Annotated in this window: 10 protein-coding genes; 7 read left to right on the forward strand and 3 right to left on the reverse strand. The window is 56.4% G+C overall.

Annotation, left to right across the window (positions count from 1 at the left end; genetic code table 11):
• Window positions 1-24 precede the first annotated feature (24 nt).
• On the reverse strand, window positions 25-942 hold the full coding sequence (locus ACAW75_RS10240) for a WD40 repeat domain-containing protein (RefSeq protein ID WP_370728616.1): 918 nt from the start codon (window positions 940-942) through the stop codon (window positions 25-27).
• A gap of 62 nt (window positions 943-1,004) precedes the next feature.
• Here ACAW75_RS10240 and ACAW75_RS10245 point away from each other — a divergent pair, with 62 nt between their 5' ends.
• Complete coding sequence (locus ACAW75_RS10245) at window positions 1,005-1,637, forward strand: 4'-phosphopantetheinyl transferase family protein (RefSeq protein ID WP_370728617.1); 633 nt, start codon at window positions 1,005-1,007, stop codon at window positions 1,635-1,637.
• A gap of 39 nt (window positions 1,638-1,676) precedes the next feature.
• Here the strand turns inward: ACAW75_RS10245 and ACAW75_RS10250 are convergent, their stop codons facing one another.
• Window positions 1,677-2,960, reverse strand: a complete 1,284-nt coding sequence (locus ACAW75_RS10250) for a BaiN/RdsA family NAD(P)/FAD-dependent oxidoreductase (protein WP_370728618.1) — start codon at window positions 2,958-2,960, stop codon at window positions 1,677-1,679.
• A gap of 269 nt (window positions 2,961-3,229) precedes the next feature.
• Here ACAW75_RS10250 and ACAW75_RS10255 point away from each other — a divergent pair, with 269 nt between their 5' ends.
• The 4 genes from ACAW75_RS10255 to ACAW75_RS10270 all read left to right on the forward strand — a co-directional run bounded on the left by ACAW75_RS10255 (window position 3,230) and on the right by ACAW75_RS10270 (window position 10,250).
• Window positions 3,230-4,327, forward strand: coding sequence for a DNA/RNA non-specific endonuclease (locus ACAW75_RS10255; protein ID WP_370728619.1), 1,098 nt, complete (start codon window positions 3,230-3,232; stop codon window positions 4,325-4,327).
• An 88-nt stretch (window positions 4,328-4,415) separates the two neighbouring features.
• A complete protein-coding gene (locus ACAW75_RS10260; RefSeq protein WP_370728620.1) occupies window positions 4,416-4,847 on the forward strand; it encodes an FKBP-type peptidyl-prolyl cis-trans isomerase in 432 nt (143 codons plus the stop codon).
• Between the two features lie 114 nt (window positions 4,848-4,961).
• Window positions 4,962-5,921, forward strand: a complete 960-nt coding sequence (gene uvsE / locus ACAW75_RS10265; protein ID WP_370728621.1) for a UV DNA damage repair endonuclease UvsE — start codon at window positions 4,962-4,964, stop codon at window positions 5,919-5,921.
• A gap of 189 nt (window positions 5,922-6,110) precedes the next feature.
• Window positions 6,111-10,250 carry a hybrid sensor histidine kinase/response regulator transcription factor gene (locus ACAW75_RS10270; RefSeq protein WP_370728622.1) on the forward strand — a complete coding sequence of 1,380 codons (4,140 nt, stop codon included), beginning with the start codon at window positions 6,111-6,113 and terminating at the stop codon, window positions 10,248-10,250.
• Window positions 10,251-10,261: 11 nt separating this feature from the next.
• On the opposite strand, the gene ACAW75_RS10275 is transcribed toward ACAW75_RS10270, so the two are convergent.
• Window positions 10,262-11,467 (reverse strand): glycoside hydrolase family 88 protein, encoded by a 1,206-nt coding sequence (locus tag ACAW75_RS10275; protein ID WP_370728623.1) that lies wholly within the window; start codon window positions 11,465-11,467, stop codon window positions 10,262-10,264.
• Window positions 11,468-11,989: 522 nt separating this feature from the next.
• Between ACAW75_RS10275 and ACAW75_RS10280 the strand changes: the two genes are divergently transcribed.
• Complete coding sequence (locus ACAW75_RS10280) at window positions 11,990-15,142, forward strand: SusC/RagA family TonB-linked outer membrane protein (RefSeq protein WP_370728624.1); 3,153 nt, start codon at window positions 11,990-11,992, stop codon at window positions 15,140-15,142.
• 114 nt (window positions 15,143-15,256) lie between these two features.
• A complete protein-coding gene (locus ACAW75_RS10285) occupies window positions 15,257-16,984 on the forward strand; it encodes a RagB/SusD family nutrient uptake outer membrane protein (RefSeq protein ID WP_370728625.1) in 1,728 nt (575 codons plus the stop codon).
• Window positions 16,985-16,988: the final 4 nt, after the last annotated feature.

The raw sequence follows: 16,988 nt of genomic DNA on the forward strand, positions 1-16,988 counted from the left end.
AAATAGGCTATCGCTGCCAATTAGTTAGCCGATAACCTCCCAAACGGCTACGGTTCTGTCGTCACTGGCTGTTGCAAAGGTCGTGCCTGATAACCACAACACCTTATTTATGGATGTACTATGCCCGCCATGACGCGCCCGATCTATCACCTTTCGAAGTTTCAGTGTATCGGCTTCCCAGAGTTTTATGGTCTTATCCATACTGACGGTGGCCAGCCATTGGCCACCGGGGCTAAACGCCAAATGATTCAGCGCATACAGGTGGGCTACTATGTCGGCCTCTGGCCGGTAATCAGCTTCAACGTCCCAGGTGCGTAAATGGGCATCACGCCCACCGGCCAGCAGCCGTTTGAAATCAGGAGAATAAGTCACCGTGAACACGGAGTTGGATGGGCCGCTGATTGTTCGTTTCAGCGCAAACGTGTGCAGGTCGAAAATACGGATCTGATGGTCGCTATACCCAACAGCCACTTCCCGCTCAACCGGGTTAATGGCCACACAACGAGCCGATTGGGTCGATGCTTTCAGGTGTTTGCGGATAGCCCGTGTGGGTACGTCGATGACCACCACTACGCCATCGCCAAGGGCCACAAAGGCGGTCTCCTGATACAATTGAATATCAAAGATTGCCCCCGTTGTCAGTTGAAGAGACCCGACAGCCTGTTTCTGAACAGGGTCGATAAACTGAATCCCTTCGTAGTTTTGCCCCACCCATAATAAGCCTGCCTGTCGATCAAAACAAAGGGCGTATACCGAGGCGGGAATACGGGCTACCAGCGCACCCATATCCGGTTGCGCCACGTCCCAATCGGCCACCTGCCCATCGGCTCCGGCCGAAAAAAAGTGGCCCGCCTGCGCCGAGGGGGCCAGCGCGAAAACGCTGTCGCGGTGCCCGCCAAAGGTATCGAGACGCTGGATTTGAAGCGGGGCAGGTTTTAACATGCTGACTTAATCTAAATTCGTGCAAAAGTACGCGCAATTGTGTTGGCACTCTGCCTTTCCTTATGCCCCAAGTCTCAACTCACCCCATTACACCCGACTGCACGTTGACTCGCTGGCAGATAACCGAGTCAGAACCTGAGCTGGCCGGACCGCTCGTGCTGACCTGCGATGAGCAAACCGATCTGGATGGCATTGCGCATCCCGGCCAGCGGCTCGAATGGCTGGCCTGTCGGCTAGCGTTGAAAACGATGGTCGAGGCAAGTGGTCACCTCTACGCCGGGCTATGGAAAGATGAGTACGGGAAACCGCACCTACGCGGCCTGTCAGGGCATATCTCGCTGTCGCACACGCCCGGCTGGGCCACAGCCGTATGGCATCAGACCCGTCCGGTAGGGCTTGATATTGAGCCCATTCGCGATCAGTTCACCCGCGTGGTGCCGCGCGTATTGTCGGCCGCCGAGATTGCCGATGCCAACGGACAACCCGACCGGCTGGCGGTATACTGGTGCGCCAAGGAAGCCCTCTACAAACTGTATGGAAAACGTAAGCTCACCTTCCGCGACCACTTGCTGGTTGATCCGTTTCCCACCGGAGCCACCTACCTGACAGGCCACGTTCGCCTGCCCGATCACAACGAAACCCTGTCTCTCTATTGCCTGCACCTGGAGCCAGGGCTGGTGATCGTAGCGTGTTAGCAACCTGTCGTCAGGGGTCATTGTACGGGGTGCGAAGCATTATGACGACCAATGACCGCCCAGGTGCTTCCCGGCAACGTACCCGGTTGTCCAGGCGTTCTGAAAGTTGAACCCACCCGTTATGCCGTCGACATCGAGGACCTCCCCGGCAAAAAACAGGCCCGGATGGGCGACGCTCTCCAGCGTTTGCGGGTTCAGCGCACCCAGCGCGATGCCTCCACAGGTGACGAATTCATCTTTGAACGTGCTTTTCCCCGCTACAGCAAACTGGCTGTTTCCTATGCGTTCGATGAGCCGGTTTTGCGCTTTACCGGGCAAATCGGCCCAGCGAAGCCCTTCCGTCACGCCCGCTTCGGCGCAAAAAGCATCCCAAAGGCGGGCGGGTAAACCAACGGGATTTTGTGAGGTCACCAACTTCCTGGCATGTAGCTGCCGGAACGTACCCAGCGCCTCGCGGAGCTGATCCTCGTTTTTATCCGGTACCCAGTTGATACGCAACGTAAATCGATAGTCGCAGTTGGCCAGATCACGGGCAGCCCAGGCCGATAGTTTCAACACGGCTGGTCCGCTGAATCCCCAGTGCGTAATCAGTAACGGGCCGCTTTGCTGCTGTTTAGTGCCCACCACCTGCACCCGCGCCATGGGGACCGATACGCCCGCCAGGGACAGTAACGGATTCCCCGGTGTATTGAATGTAAACAACGAAGGCACTGGCCGTTGAAGTGGCTCGGTCTGCGATGGTATCCAGCCATAGGAAGGCGCCTGCGGGTAGCCGCCCGTGGCAATCAAGACGCGATCGACCTGGGTATGGGTCGGTCCGTCGTCGCGGCCCGTCAGGAAGTGCAGCACGTACCCGGACCGGTGCGCCGGGGCATCAGGCCCGTCACTATCAGCCAGCGCCTCGAGCCGTTCGACGCCGCAACTGGTCTTGATCTGAATACCCAGCTTCCGCGCGGTAGTCAGCAAACAGTCAATGATCGTTTCCGACGAGTCGGTGGTAGGAAACATCCGTCCGTCGGCTTCTGTCTTCAGCGCAACACCCCGGCGTTCGAACCATTGGACCGTACCGGCCGCGTCGAACTGCGGTAGCAACGACCGGAGCCAACGGTCGCCGCGGGGGTAATGGGTAGCTAATTTTTTATGATCGAAACAGGCATGGGTGACATTGCAGCGCCCCCCACCCGACACCCGGACTTTCTGCAGCACCTGACGGCCTTTTTCGTAGATCGTAACGGTGGCAGTGGGATCCGCTTCGGCGGCAGCAATGGCGCCAAAAAAACCGGCAGCCCCCCCTCCGATAACAGCTAATTGACGTGATGACATGTACTTGTAACAGTAAGCAGTGAGTGTCAAGTTTCAGGTTTCAAGTTTCAGGTTTCAGGTTTCAAGTTTCAAGTTTCAAGTTTCAGGTTTCAAGTTTCAGGTGGCCCCGCTCATTGGCCATGTGGTGATATAGCGAAGCCACTTGAAACCTGAAACTTGAAACCTGAAACTTGAAACCTGAAACTTGAAACTTGAAACCTGAAACCTGAAACCTGAATCTTGAAACCTGAAACCTCAAACTCTACCCCCATTTCCCCTACCTTCGCAGTATGTTCTTCCGACCCAAATTTCGCGCTTCTCAACGGTATGCCCGGCGGGGTTTTCGCCTGCGGGGCAATTCCCTGCTCCTGCTGTTTGGCTTCTTCCTGGTTGGGCTGTTCCTGCATTACAAAGGCCGCACCGAACCTGTTGTCGCCTTCTGGAATGATGTCCGCAGCCTGCTGGGCATTGGCCATTCGAGACGCGAACGTTCCGGCACAAACCCGTATAAAGCCCCTGAGCCAACGCAGTCCGACGAGGCCACCGACGACCGTTCGGCGGGGCAGCCCAGCTCCGAAAGCGAAGCCTCCGACGACCAGTCGGCCGGAACAGACACGCCGGAAACGACAACCCGCAGCTCAGAAAAGCGCACGTCGGGAAAACTGTTTGACTTTGAAAAACAGGTCGATTTCATCCTGCCGTCAGGACGTACCCAGGCCGAGTTGGTCCGGCACGACGGCTACACACTTCGATACGATGAGGCCCTGAAAAACCCCGTCTGGGTAGCCTATCCCCTGCTGGCTTACGAAGTCACGGGTGACGCCGAGCGTGACAATGAACATTTTGTACCCGACCCAGCCGTCGACGGGGGCACGGCGCTCCCCTCAGACTACACCCGATCGGGTTACGACCGGGGGCATCTGGCTCCAGCGGGTGATTTCAAGTTCTCGCAGCAGCTGACCCGCCAGTCATTTTTCATGAGCAACATTTCGCCACAGGCACCGCAATTCAACCGGGGCATCTGGAAATCACTGGAAGAAATGGTGCGGACCTGGGCGCTGCGCGATGGTGGCCTGTACGTTGTAACCGGGCCAGTGCTCCGTAATAACCTTCCCACCATTGGCCGGACCAACGAGGTAGCCGTCCCTGACTCCTTCTATAAAGTGATTCTGTATTGCCGAAAAGGCGCATCACCAGAAATTCGGATGATCGGGTTTCTGCTGAAGAATGAACCGTCGGACGAACCGCTCAGCTCGTTTGTGGTACCTGTATCGACCATTGAACGGGCTACCGGGCTCGACTTTTTCGATAAGATGCCCGACGACCTCGAGCAACGCCTGAAGAACCAGTCGCGAAGCCAGATGGTGAGCCAGTGGTTTACCAATTAAGTGGCCAGTGCCGATAATGTGAGTGTGTTGCCCTACCGTTCACGTGAGGTTCCTTACCTTTACGCCTCAACAAAAACGCAGACAACTTATGGCACAGGCACAAGCTGGAGATACCGTTCAGGTACACTATACCGGTACGTTGACCGACGGCACCCTGTTCGACTCATCACAGGGCCGCTCGCCTCTGGAATTTACGCTCGGTAGCGGGCAGGTCATCAAAGGGTTCGATGACGGGATCACGGGTATGTCTGTGGGCGAACACAAGACAATCAATATTCCCGCCGATGAAGCTTATGGCTCCGCTAATGAAGCGATGGTATTTACGCTGAATCGCAATGACATCCCCGATGACATCCCGCTTGAAGTGGGTATGACCCTGAACATGCACGAAGACGGCAATCCACAGCCCGTTCCCGTGATTGTGCGTGCCCTCAGCGACGACTCGGTCACGCTCGACGCCAACCACCCACTGGCTGGCCAGGACCTGACCTTCGAGATCGAACTGGTCGGGATTAACTAAAGTACACAGTTCACAGTTTTCTGTTTGCCGTCTTCTGTTGCGCTGCTCAGGCACGTTCGTTGCCAGTGGGCGAAGCAACAGAAAACGGCAAACAGAAAACTGTAAACTTTTTTTATGACCAACGTCGGCTATGCCTGCATCAACCTGACCCTACAGGTAGAGGAAAAAGTAACGACCAGCCGGGGAATGATCAAGAAGACATTCACCGAAAAAGGCGTGCAGTATGCCTCGCAACTGGCCCTGCAAAACGTGCGGGATCTGCTGCGGATCGTAGACTGGAACCTGGAGCATGGCTTTCGGCTTTTCCGTATCTCGTCCGATCTGTTTCCGTGGGCTTCGGAATACCGCCTCCATCAACTGCCCGACTTTACCGACATCCGGGCGACGCTGGAAGAGATCGGGGCACGTCCTATCCGGCTGACGTTCCACCCCGGCCCCTTCAATCACCTGGCCGGTCAGGGGAAAACCCTCGACAATACCGTCACGGACCTGGAATACCAATCGGACGTGTTCGATCAGATGGGGCTGAAACCGTCGCGCTGGAATAAAATCAACATTCACGCGGGCGGTACCTACGGCGACAAAGTGGCCACGCTCACCCGCTTTGCCCATAACTTTAGCACGCGCCTCTCCGAGAATCTCCGCGCCCGCCTGACCGTTGAGAACGACGACCGGCCCTCGCTTTATTCCGTTACTGACCTGCTGTTTCTTTACGAGAAAATAGGTACGTCGATCGTCTTCGATTATTTCCATCATTCGCTGCACCCCGACGGACAAACGCAGGAAGAAGCCTTTCAGACCGCCTACGCGACCTGGGATGTACGCCCTGTTTTTCACTATTCCGATTCGCGCCGCGATTACGAAGACCCTAAAGCCCGCAAAGAAGCGCATGCCGACTGGCTATACACGGCCGCCAACACCTATGGCTGTGATCTCGACATCGTATTTGAATCGAAGATGAAGGAATTATCGATTCTGCGACTACGCGGTGAAGAACCAGACTACTCGCCCAAAATGCGTAAGCTTATTGACGCCGCCGCTGTTGCGGCCGATCTGGCCGGCACCACCGACTGATTCCAGCCCAGCTTTCTGGCCAAGCAGTCCAGGCCGGTACTGGCTGCTGCTGGCGACCGAAAAATAAACCCGCTTACTGGTCTATTAGCTTCTGCGTCGATTTTGCTTTGTGAGTAACGAAGGCGATTCGAGGTTAAAGCGACGTTAATGAAAAGCAGCAAAACAAATTCTAGACCCTGGCTGGGCCTTTTGCTCCTTCTGCTCACCCAGCGGGTGGCTGGTCAGACCGATATAAAGCATTTCAGTAACCTGAGCATCGAAGAAGGCCTATCGCAAAGTAGCGTCTATACCATCACGCAGGACAAAAAGGGGTTCATGTGGTTTGGCACCCGCAATGGCCTGAATCGCTATGACTCCCGGCAGGTAGTTGTGTATCAGACCCGTAGCGATAACGCGAACAGCCTTCCCTCCAATATCATCAACAGCCTAGTGCTGAACAAACGGGGGCAGCTGTGGGTAGGTACGTCGAAGGGGATTGCCCTGTACCGGGCACAGCAGGACAATTTCCAGTCATTTATGCCCCGGATCGTGGCGACAGGAAAACTGGCCGATTCAACCATCAATACGCTGTTTGAAGACCAGCAGCAACATATCTGGATGGGTACACCACGGGGGCTATTCCGGCTACAGGCAACCAACCAGAACCAGTGCGACCGGCTGGTCGATCTGACCAGCCACCACCGCGATCTTAGCCACCAGAACATACGAACGCTCTATCAGGCCCGCAACCGAACGATCTGGGTAGGTACGTCGGCGGGCATTACCAGCCTGAAGCCAACGGCATCCGGGCAGTTTGAGTTGACCAATTTTTTTCTGCACCCCGCCGATTCGGCCTATCACAACACGTCTAACGGGGTGAATGCCATTGCCGAAGACCAGTTTGGCCGGCTTTGGATCGGCACCGAGCGAAATGGCCTTGCCCTGTTCGATCAGCAGCAGGGTAAAGTCGTTTCCTGGCATCCGGTTCCCGGCCTGGACCTGAGTACGCAGACAGTGCGCACGATTCTTCCCGATGGAAAAGGCCGCTTCTGGGTGGGCACCATGACGGGACTGCACATCATTGCCCAGAACGGCAGTCAGTTCACCACACACATCAATCAGCCGATTGATCCCAGTTCACTGAGCGATAACTCGGTACGTTCCCTGTTTCGCGATCGCGACGGATCATTCTGGATAGGTACGTATTATGGCGGGGTAAGTATGTATAGTCCGCTGGCCCGGCAGTTTGGCTCGTATCGGCCCATTGATAAACAGGGGGGCATGCCTTTCAAGATTTCGGGACCCATGCTAGCCGCCAGCAGCGGCAATCAACGCTGGCTTGGCACCGAAGACAAGGGACTTTTTCTGCTGAATGCCGACAGAACGATTGCCCGACATTATAGCCACGACCCCAAGGTAAGCCAATCGCTAACCAACGATAAAGTGAAATGCCTGCTGGCCGATGGGACAAAAGGAGTATGGGTCGGTACGCTGAAAGGATTGAATTACATCGACCTGCGCCAACAAACAGTCACGCGCTACCTGCACGAGCCCACCAATCCACGTTCGATTCCCGATGATCATATCTATGACCTGAAACGGGACGCCCAGGGCCGCATCTGGATCGCTACCTACTTTGCCGGCCTCTGCCAGTTCGATGAGCAGACGAAATCCTTTATTCCGCTGACGCATCAGGCCGACCGGCAAAGCTCCTTAAGTTCCGACAATACAACGAGCTTGTTGATCGATAGTAAACAACAGCTTTGGGTATGTACCATTCACGGACTGAATCGGAAACTAACGGGCCAGAATGCGTTCGTCCGTTACTACCAGCAAAATGGCGACAGCACGTCGCTCAGCAGTAATCACATCATCTGCCTGCTGGAAGACCGGCGGCAACGGCTTTGGGTCGGCACACGCGGCGGTGGCGTCAACCTGTTGCTGCCCAATCAGCGGTCGTTCCGGCGGTTTACTACCACACAGGGCCTACCCAGTAACACCGTTTTTGGCATTCTGGAAGATGATCGCGGTCGGTTATGGATCAGCACCGACAAAGGGCTGGCTCAGTTTGACCCCACCCAGTCGAGGTTTATTTCGTATGACCGGCACGACGGGCTGATCTGCAAGGAATTTACGCCCAATTCGACCTACCGGGATGAGCGCGGCAACCTGTACTTCGGGGGCTACAACGGCATCGTCCAGTTCCACCCCGATAGTATCCGTCGAAATACAAAAGCGCCCAGCCTCGCGTTTACCCAACTGCGCCTATTCAACCAGTCGGTAACGGACCAGGCGGCCCGGCCAACACGGGAGCTGGATCTAGAGTCCCCGGAGGGCATCGCTCTGACGTACCAGCAGAATGTGTTCTCTCTCGGTTTTGCGGCATTCAACTACATCAACTCGCCCAAAAACCGATATGCTTATCAGCTGGTGGGTTTCGATAACACCTGGAACTACACCAGCGATCCGCAGGCCATGTACATGAACCTGCCGGCGGGCGACTACGTGCTTCGGGTAAAGGGGAGTAACAACGACGATGTGTGGAACCAGACGCCGCTGGAACTGCCCGTTCGGGTGTTGCCACCACCCTGGAAAACGGTCTGGGCCTATGGAGGCTACGTGCTGACGTTCCTCGGTCTGTTACGGCTTTGGTCGCGGTTTAACCGCAACCGGATTCAACTGGCCCATGACCTTCAGGTTGAGCACGACGAGAAAACCCGCCAGCAGGAACTGCACCAGATAAAGCTGAATTTCTTCACGGAGATTGCCCACGAGATCCGAACGCCCCTCACGCTGGTGATGGCCCCTATTGAAGTGCTCGCCACCCAGTATGCGGCCGATTTCAGCGCGCAGAAACAGTTGTCGATCATGCGCAACAGCACCGATCGACTCCTGCGGCTGCTCAACCAGCTGCTCGACTTTCGGAAACACGAAACCGGTAACATTGAGCTGCAACGGCAGGAGGTCGATCTGGTCCATTTCCTGGCCACCATCACCGACTCGTTTGCCGAGCATGCCCGTACGCACCGGATAACGCTGCTCAACGAGTCGGAAGTTGTTGCCCTACCCGCCTGGATCGATAGCGGCGAGCTGGAAAAGGTCCTGTACAACCTGCTGTTGAATGCGTTTAAGTTTACGCCTACAGACGGTGTCGTTTCGGTGCGGTTACAGCAGGATTTCACGATGCCTGGCGGTGCAGAGAACGCCGTTATTCTGATTGAAGATACCGGTCAGGGTATTTCGCCGGGCGACATCGACCACATCTTTAACCAGTTCTACCAGGTTAGCCAACCCAAAACGCGCGACTCCGGTTTTGGTCTCGGCCTCGCCCTGAGCAAGCACATTGTTGAACAGCATGGCGGCCGAATTGACGTGGAGAGCCGGCAAGCAACCGCTCAGCAGGCGGGCTTTACCCGCTTCAGCATTAGCCTGCCGCTGAACGTACCTGACCAGTCGGCCAGGCCAACCAGACCGGTAGCTTCTGCTCCCGTAGCCGAACCAACTGCTCCAGTGCCACCAGCCTTGCGGATCCCGCCACTCTCGACAAGCCAGCCTCCAGCTGTTGGTGCCGATAAGCCACTGCTGCTGCTTGTGGAAGATCAGGACGATATTCGGATGTATATCCGTCATCTCTTTGCTGATCTGTACCAGGTTATTGAAGCCGCTGACGGCGCTGCTGGCTGGGAAAAGGCAGCCCGGCTACTCCCCGATATTGTCATCGCCGACGTAGCCATGCCCATCATGGACGGTTTTGCCCTGACGCACCGCCTTAAATCAGACCCACGGACGAGTCATATTCCGGTAATCATCCTGACGGCCAAAGACACGGTCGACAACCAGTTGACGGGCCTGGAAACGGGGGCCGACGATTACCTGACCAAACCTTTCCATCCGATCCTGCTCCAGGCCCGGGTCAGTAACCTGCTGAACCTGCGCGATCAGTTGAAGACAAAATATAATCGCCTTGTCACGCTGCAACCGCAGGCGCAGGAGCTTGACCATCCCGACGCTAAATTCCTGAATCAGCTGATGGTCGCCCTCGACCGGCATTTGGCCGACCCGGATTTTAACGTAACGAGTCTGGTCAGTGAAATCGGGATGAGCCGGCCGGTGCTGTTCCGCAAGGTGAAAATGCTGACGGGTTTGTCGGTCATTGACCTGCTGCGGACTACCCGGCTAAAAAAGGCGGAGCTGCTCCTGAAACAGCGAAAGGTCAGTGTGGCAGAAGTAGCCTTTGCGGTGGGTTTCAGTGATCCCAAATATTTCAGCCGCGCCTTCCGTGCCCAGTACGGTATGACGCCCACTGAATTCAGTCTTCAGGGAGCTGAGCCGTTGGTAGAGACGTTGTAGGGCTGGCTCTGTCAGAATAGCGGCTTCTTCTCGCCGATTTTCTTTGCGCGTAAAAGCGCTTCCAGGTAGTAATAGTCAGCGTAGATGAGGGGCACGTCCCGTTCAAACGTCTTTGCCCCCGTACTATGCAGCAGCAGAAAACCGTGGTTCTTTCCAGTCGGTGACGCGTAGTTTTTTGCCAGGCTACCGATAACCTGCTCGGCTTTTGCCCGGTAGGATGAGCCAGGTACGTAGGTGCTTAATTCAAACAGGGCCGACGCCATAACTGCCGCAGCCGACACGTCGCGTGGTTCATTGGGAATGCCGGGCGCATCGAAATCATAGTAGGGGACCAGGTCGGCAGGCATGTGCGGGTGGTTGAGCATGAATCGGGCAATGGCTTCGGCCTGCTTCAGGTACCGCGCGTCTTTCGTTTCCCGGTAGCAGACGGTGTACCCATACAGCCCCCAGGCCTGCCCCCGCGCCCAGGCCGACTCGTCGCTGAACCCCTGGTGTGTATTCTTTTTCAGCACCTTGCCCGTTAGCGTATCATAATCGACAACGTGGTAGGAACTGTTATCGGCCCGAAAATGGTGCTTCATCGTGGTTCGGGCGTGCGTGTCAGCCAGGTGGTAAAAGGTCGAGTCGCCCGTCAGCCGGGTGGCGGCAAAGAGCAGTTCCAGGTTCATCATGTTGTCGATAATGACGGGGCAATCCCACACCTCTTTATGGTGATCCCACGACCGGATGATCCCCGCCGTTGGCTTAAACCGTTTCGATAAAGTACGGGCAGCGTCGATGATCACCGCACGATAGGCCGGGTCACGCGTGAGGCGGTAGCCATTCCCATAGCTTGAATAAAGCTTGAAGCCCATATCATGGGTACCGGCGTTGGTCTTTTCGCCTTCCAACCGAGCCGTGAACCGCCGCGCCTGATCGGCCCACTCCTGTTTGCCCGTGTATTCGTAGAGGTACCACAGTTCGCCGGGGAAAAAACCGCTGGTCCAGTCGCGGGCGGGCACGGCCTGCAAGGCCCCTTCTGCCGTCAGCGTGCGGGGCGAGACCAGCATCGGTTTACCCGACGGTTGCTGGGCCAGCACAGTGGCCAGGTCGTTCAGCAGTAAGCGTGTTTGCTGTTCGGCCCGATCGAACAGCGATTTGAGCGTACGCGCGGGTACGAAGGCTACCAGCAGGGCGGCCACCAGCGCAAAGGCGCTCTTCCGTAAGGTGTTTTTCATGGGGTATCAGGGAATAAGAGTCAGAGCAAAATCGAGAGCATATATACCAGTAGGCTGACGATTAACACCAACGATCCGACTTCAGCCAGCGTCATTGCACTTCGATCTTTTCTCACGTTCCGATCAATTAGAAGTTGATCCTGCAAGTTTAGCAACGCCCCAACTCGGGCTGGGTACGTGTTCTGATCAGGCAGGTGGACAAACTGTTCGGCAGGATGACAAAGCGTTCAAAAGGGTGGACAGATCGCTTCAATTGATACTATTCCATTATTTTATTGTCACATACCCATTACTATTGCCTCATCGCCCGCCAAAAGCGCGATAAAGACAACCCGCGCTGGAACCTGTGTCTGGCACATACACATCGGGGAAACACCCGGTAATCGACTCAACGAAATCAGCATGGCCTAGTGTGCTTCCCGGTTGGGTACGTTCGTCGCCAGGCGGTTGGACTGCACACAAACTCCCGAACAACCCAGCTTTTATCAATTCTCAACATGCCAATCTATTACCTGAAACCTCATGCAAAAAACTGTATTCACTAACCTCTTGCTACCGACAACCTACAGCTGGCTGGCGCTTGCCCTGGTCAGCGGTGTAGCGGTTGGCCAGACTGTGCCACCGGGGCGAGGGCAGTCTGCTCCTACTCAGCAGGTAGCCACTTACAAGTTTACGGGCCGGGTTCTCGACGAAAAAAACAGCGGGCTACCCGGAGCCACGGTGGTCCTGAAAAATGACGCCCGAACCGGCACTACATCCGATGCCGACGGGAGATTCACATTGAACGTACCTACCGGCGGGGGTACGCTCGTGGTCTCGGCCATCGGGTATCTGGCCAAAGAAGTGGTGATCACCAGCGAAACCTCACTCGATGTGTCGATGGCCACCGACACCAAACAGTTGAACGAAGTGGTCGTCGTAGGATATGGTACGCAGAAAAAAGAGAACCTGACCGGGGCAGTAGCGGCCATCACGATCGACGACAAGATTGCCAGTCGGTCGCTGGCCAACGTTTCGTCGGGCTTGTCGGGCCTGATTCCGGGCCTATCCGTGCAGCAATCGACGGGCCAGGCCGGGCGCAGTGGCGCGGCGCTGGTCATCCGGGGGTTGGGCACGGTAAACAACTCCGGTCCGCTGATCGTCGTGGACGGCCTGCCCGACGTTGACATTAACCGGATCGACATGAACGACGTGGCCAGCATTTCGGTCCTGAAAGATGCCGCGTCGGCGTCGGTCTACGGCTCTCGGGCGGCCAACGGCGTGGTGCTGATTACGACCAAAAACGGGTCAGGCAACAAGAAACCGGTCATTAGTTACTCAGGTACGTATGGCTCGTCGCAGCCAACCAACTTCTACAACTATTTCGATGATTATGCCCGGTCGCTGACCATGCACCTGCGGGCTTCGGCGGCGGGAGCTTCCTCAACGACGTTCCGGTATGGCACCGTAGACGATTGGCTGTCGAAGCGCCTGATTGACCCGGTCAATTACCCAAGCACGAACTGGTGGGATGTGGTGCTGCGCGACCACGGCCGGATTCAAACGCATAACCTGTCGGCGGCGGGTGGCAACGACCGGGCCAATTTTTACCTCTCGGCGGGGGTGTACGATGAACTTGGTCTGCTGATCAACCACGATTATACCCGCTACAACACCCGTTTCAACCTGGACTACAAGCTGAGCGATAAGATCAAGGTGGGTATCCGAATGGACGGGCAGTGGTCGAAACAGACGTTTGCCAACTCGGAGGGGCTCATTACGTACACCGGCACGGCGGGCTACGACATCCGCTATGCCGTGGCGGGTATTCTGCCGCAAAACCCGGTTACCGGGCAGTATGGCGGTGCAATGGCCTACGGGGAAGATGCCCTGGCCTATAACATGCTGGCGGCTATGAACATTAACCATAACCACCGCGACCGGCAGGAGATGAACGCTAACCTGTATGGCGAATGGACGCCCATCACTGGCCTCACCGCCCGCGCCGATTATGGATTGCGGTACTACAACCAGTTCACCAAGAGCTATTCTGACCCGACGGATGTGTTCAACTTCCAGACCAATCAGATTTCGCGAACGCTGGTATCGAGCAGCGCGGGAATCAGCAACGCCATCAACTCGGGCTACAAAACGCTGCTTCAGGGCCGCCTGACCTACAACCGCACGTTGTTTGGTACCCATCAGCTGACGCTCCTGGGTGCCTATACAGAAGAATACTGGTTTAACCGTAACCTGTCGGCGAGTCGGCTGGAACGGATCAACCCGTTGCTGAGCGAGATCGACGCCGCGCTGACCACCACCCAAACGGCTGGTGGCAACTCCGACGCGGAAGGCCTTCGTTCGGGCATTGGTCGCCTGAACTACGTGATCAACGACAAGTACCTGTTCGAGGTAAACGCACGGTACGACGGTTCAAGCAAATTCTTACCGGGCTTTCAATATGGTTTCTTTCCATCGGCATCGGCGGGCTGGCGCTTCTCAGAAGAGCCCTTCTTCAAGCCGCTGAGTGCCGTGGTATCGTCGGCCAAACTGCGGGCGTCGATTGGTAAGCTGGGAAATAACTCGGGCGTTGGTCGCTACGAACAGCGCGATATTTTCAACCTGACCAACTACATCCTGAACGGAAAAATCGTAAAAGGATTCAGCTCGTCGAAGATCATCAACGAAGATTTCTCGTGGGAAGAAACCAACGTGACCAACGTTGGCCTTGACCTCGCTTTCTTCGGCGGTCGACTCACCACCGACATCGATTTTTACAACAAGCTGACCTCAGGCATGATCCGCCCGTCGTCGCTGTCGACTTTCCTGTCGGGCTACAACGCCCCGCGCGTGAACATTGGTAAGCTGAGCAACTCGGGGCTGGAAGTCAATGTGACCTACCGGGCTAAAGTCAGGGACGCCAACGTTGGAGCAACGCTGAACATGGCGTTCAACAAGAACAGGCTGCTGGAGTGGAACGAGTTCCTGAGCAAGGGCTTCACGTACCTGAACCTCCCCTATCACTTTGCCTACAGCCGGGTATCGACAGGTATTGCGCAAAGCTGGGAAGATATTGCCAACGCCCCCTACCAGGGTCAGTATTTCTCGCCGGGCGATGTACTCTACAAAGACATCAATGGCGACGGACAGGTGAACGACGAAGACCGCGTAGCCCAGCCTCAGTTTAACCGCGACCAGCCAACCGGCACCTACGGCCTGAACCTCTTCGGCAACTGGCGTGGCTTCGACCTGAGTATCCTCTGGCAGGGAGCCACCGGGCGCAAAGACTACTGGCTCGAGCCTTTCAACCAGGTTAACATTCCATCGGCCCGGAACGCCTTTCAGGATTTCCTATGGAACGACACCTGGAGCCTCGACAACCGATCGGCGTCGCTGCCCCGGCTGCTAACGGGTTCGGGCGGCAACAACCAGGCCGAATCGACCTTCTGGCTGGACGATTTCAGCTACGTGCGGCTCAAAAACATCCAGTTCGGCTACAACATTCCCAGCAAATATGCCAGCCGGGTGGGTGTGAGCAAGCTACGGATCTACGGCACCGCCGAAAACCTGCTGACCTTCACTAAATACCGGGGGGTCGATCCGGAAAAAAGTACGAGCGTATCGGGCGCCGATAACAACGACGACCCCTTCCCGCTGCTGAAATCCTATTCGTTCGGCCTCAACCTCAGCTTTTAAGTAGTACAAAAGTGAGTTGGCAAGTAGGTAACTGATCAGCCCAGCGTGTTACCGGCACGCATTACCTGTCGATCAGTCACCTGATTACCAGCCACTTACTTCACTCCCTTCGTCATGAATCGATTCTATAAAGTATACATGCTGGTGGGGTTGCTGGTTGTTTCGGCAGCCTGTACCGAGGATCTGCTCGATCAGGTCCCCACCACCCAACTATCGGCCGACCTCTTCTGGAAAACCACCGCCGATGCCGTGGCCGCCGTTAACGGTGTTTACGAAGCCAACCGCACCACCTTCGACCGCGACTACTATTTCGATGGAGCCGGTGAGTTCATGCACACACGCGGCACCAGCAATAACCAGGGGTCGTTCAGCCCGAGTGGGTTAGGCTCGAACGGCAACTTTGGTTTTCTGTGGGGCGACTGCTACCGGGCCATCAACCGCGCCAACTACGTGTTGGGCAACATCGGCATTCTGCGCGCTACCACCACCGCGCCGGCCGATCTGGCACTGATGGACCGACTGGTTGCCGAGACGCGTTTCCTGCGGGCACTCAACTATTTCCGGCTGATCGACCTGTGGGGAGACGTTCCTTACTTCACCAATAAGTTGAACGGCAATGCGGAAGCCTACAACCTGGCCCGTACCCCACGTGCCGCCGTGAAGGATTCCATTCTGGCCGACCTCACTTACGCCGCGTCTATTTTACCCGAAACCTACTCGGGCGACAACCTGGGCCGGGCCTCGAAGCTGGCGGCGTGGGCCTTCAGCGGTAAGGTGAACCTGTTCTGGGCTTCGTGGATGAAAAATGAAGGCAACGCCGCTGACGCGCAAAAGCACTTTACGGCAGCAGCAGCAGATTTCAAGAAGATCGTCGACAAGAACATTCCGCTCTTCCGCAACGGCGATCCCGGGCCAGCCGACAACCCGAACTACTGGCACCTGTTCCAGTATTTCAACGAGTATGACCCCGAAATCATCTTCTCGGTGCAGTTCGGTGGGCCGCTGCTCAGCCAGGGCGAAGAGTTATCGCGTGATTTTGGCAACCGGAACACGGGCTTCGGCCAGGTTTGGGTGGCACCGACGTTCCGGCTGGCCAACCGCTACCAGCTCACCAGCACCGGCGATTTTGCGCCGCTACTCGTACTGAGCCGCACCACTACGCTGCTGAATAGCGCCACTAACCCCAAATCATACGAAGGCCGCGACTACCGGATGCGGGCAACGATGGTGTGGGATGGCCAGAAAATGGTGCAGCTCTCAACGGACGGCCTGACCGTTTTACCCGACAGCCTGCCTTTCCGCTTCGGAAACCGCGATGGGGTGACGGCGATCAACTACGACGGCGCCCCGGCGGGGTACGTGTTCCGAAAGTGGGTACGTCAGACGGGCGGTATTGGCCGCAGCGACGGGCCACAGGACATTTACCTGATGCGCCTGCCCGATGTCTGGCTAATGTATGCCGAAGCCGTTAATGAGCTGAGCGGGCCAACACCGGAACTGTTTACCCTGCTGAACCGGATTCGCCGCCGGGGTAACCTGCCCGCCCTGAACACGGCTAAATTCTCGTCGAAGACCGATTTCTTCAAGGCCATCGAACAGGAACGAATCATTGAGCTGGTGGGCGAAGGGCAGCGCTTCTTCGACATCCGCCGCTGGAAAAAAGCGGAAGAAATCTGGCCCGCCCCAGGCGGACAGGTGCTTTTCGATACGCAGGGAACGCGCATCCGCGACGAGTTCAACAACGCCGACCTACGTACCTACCAGCGGTATTATATTTTCCAGATTCCGCCCAGCGAGATCGAAGTCAATACAAAAATCACGCAGAACACCCCCTGGCTCTAACCTG

It is taken from the genome of Fibrella arboris (assembly GCF_041321095.1).
In the GTDB taxonomy this organism is placed as follows: Bacteria; Bacteroidota; Bacteroidia; order Cytophagales; family Spirosomataceae; genus Fibrella; species Fibrella arboris.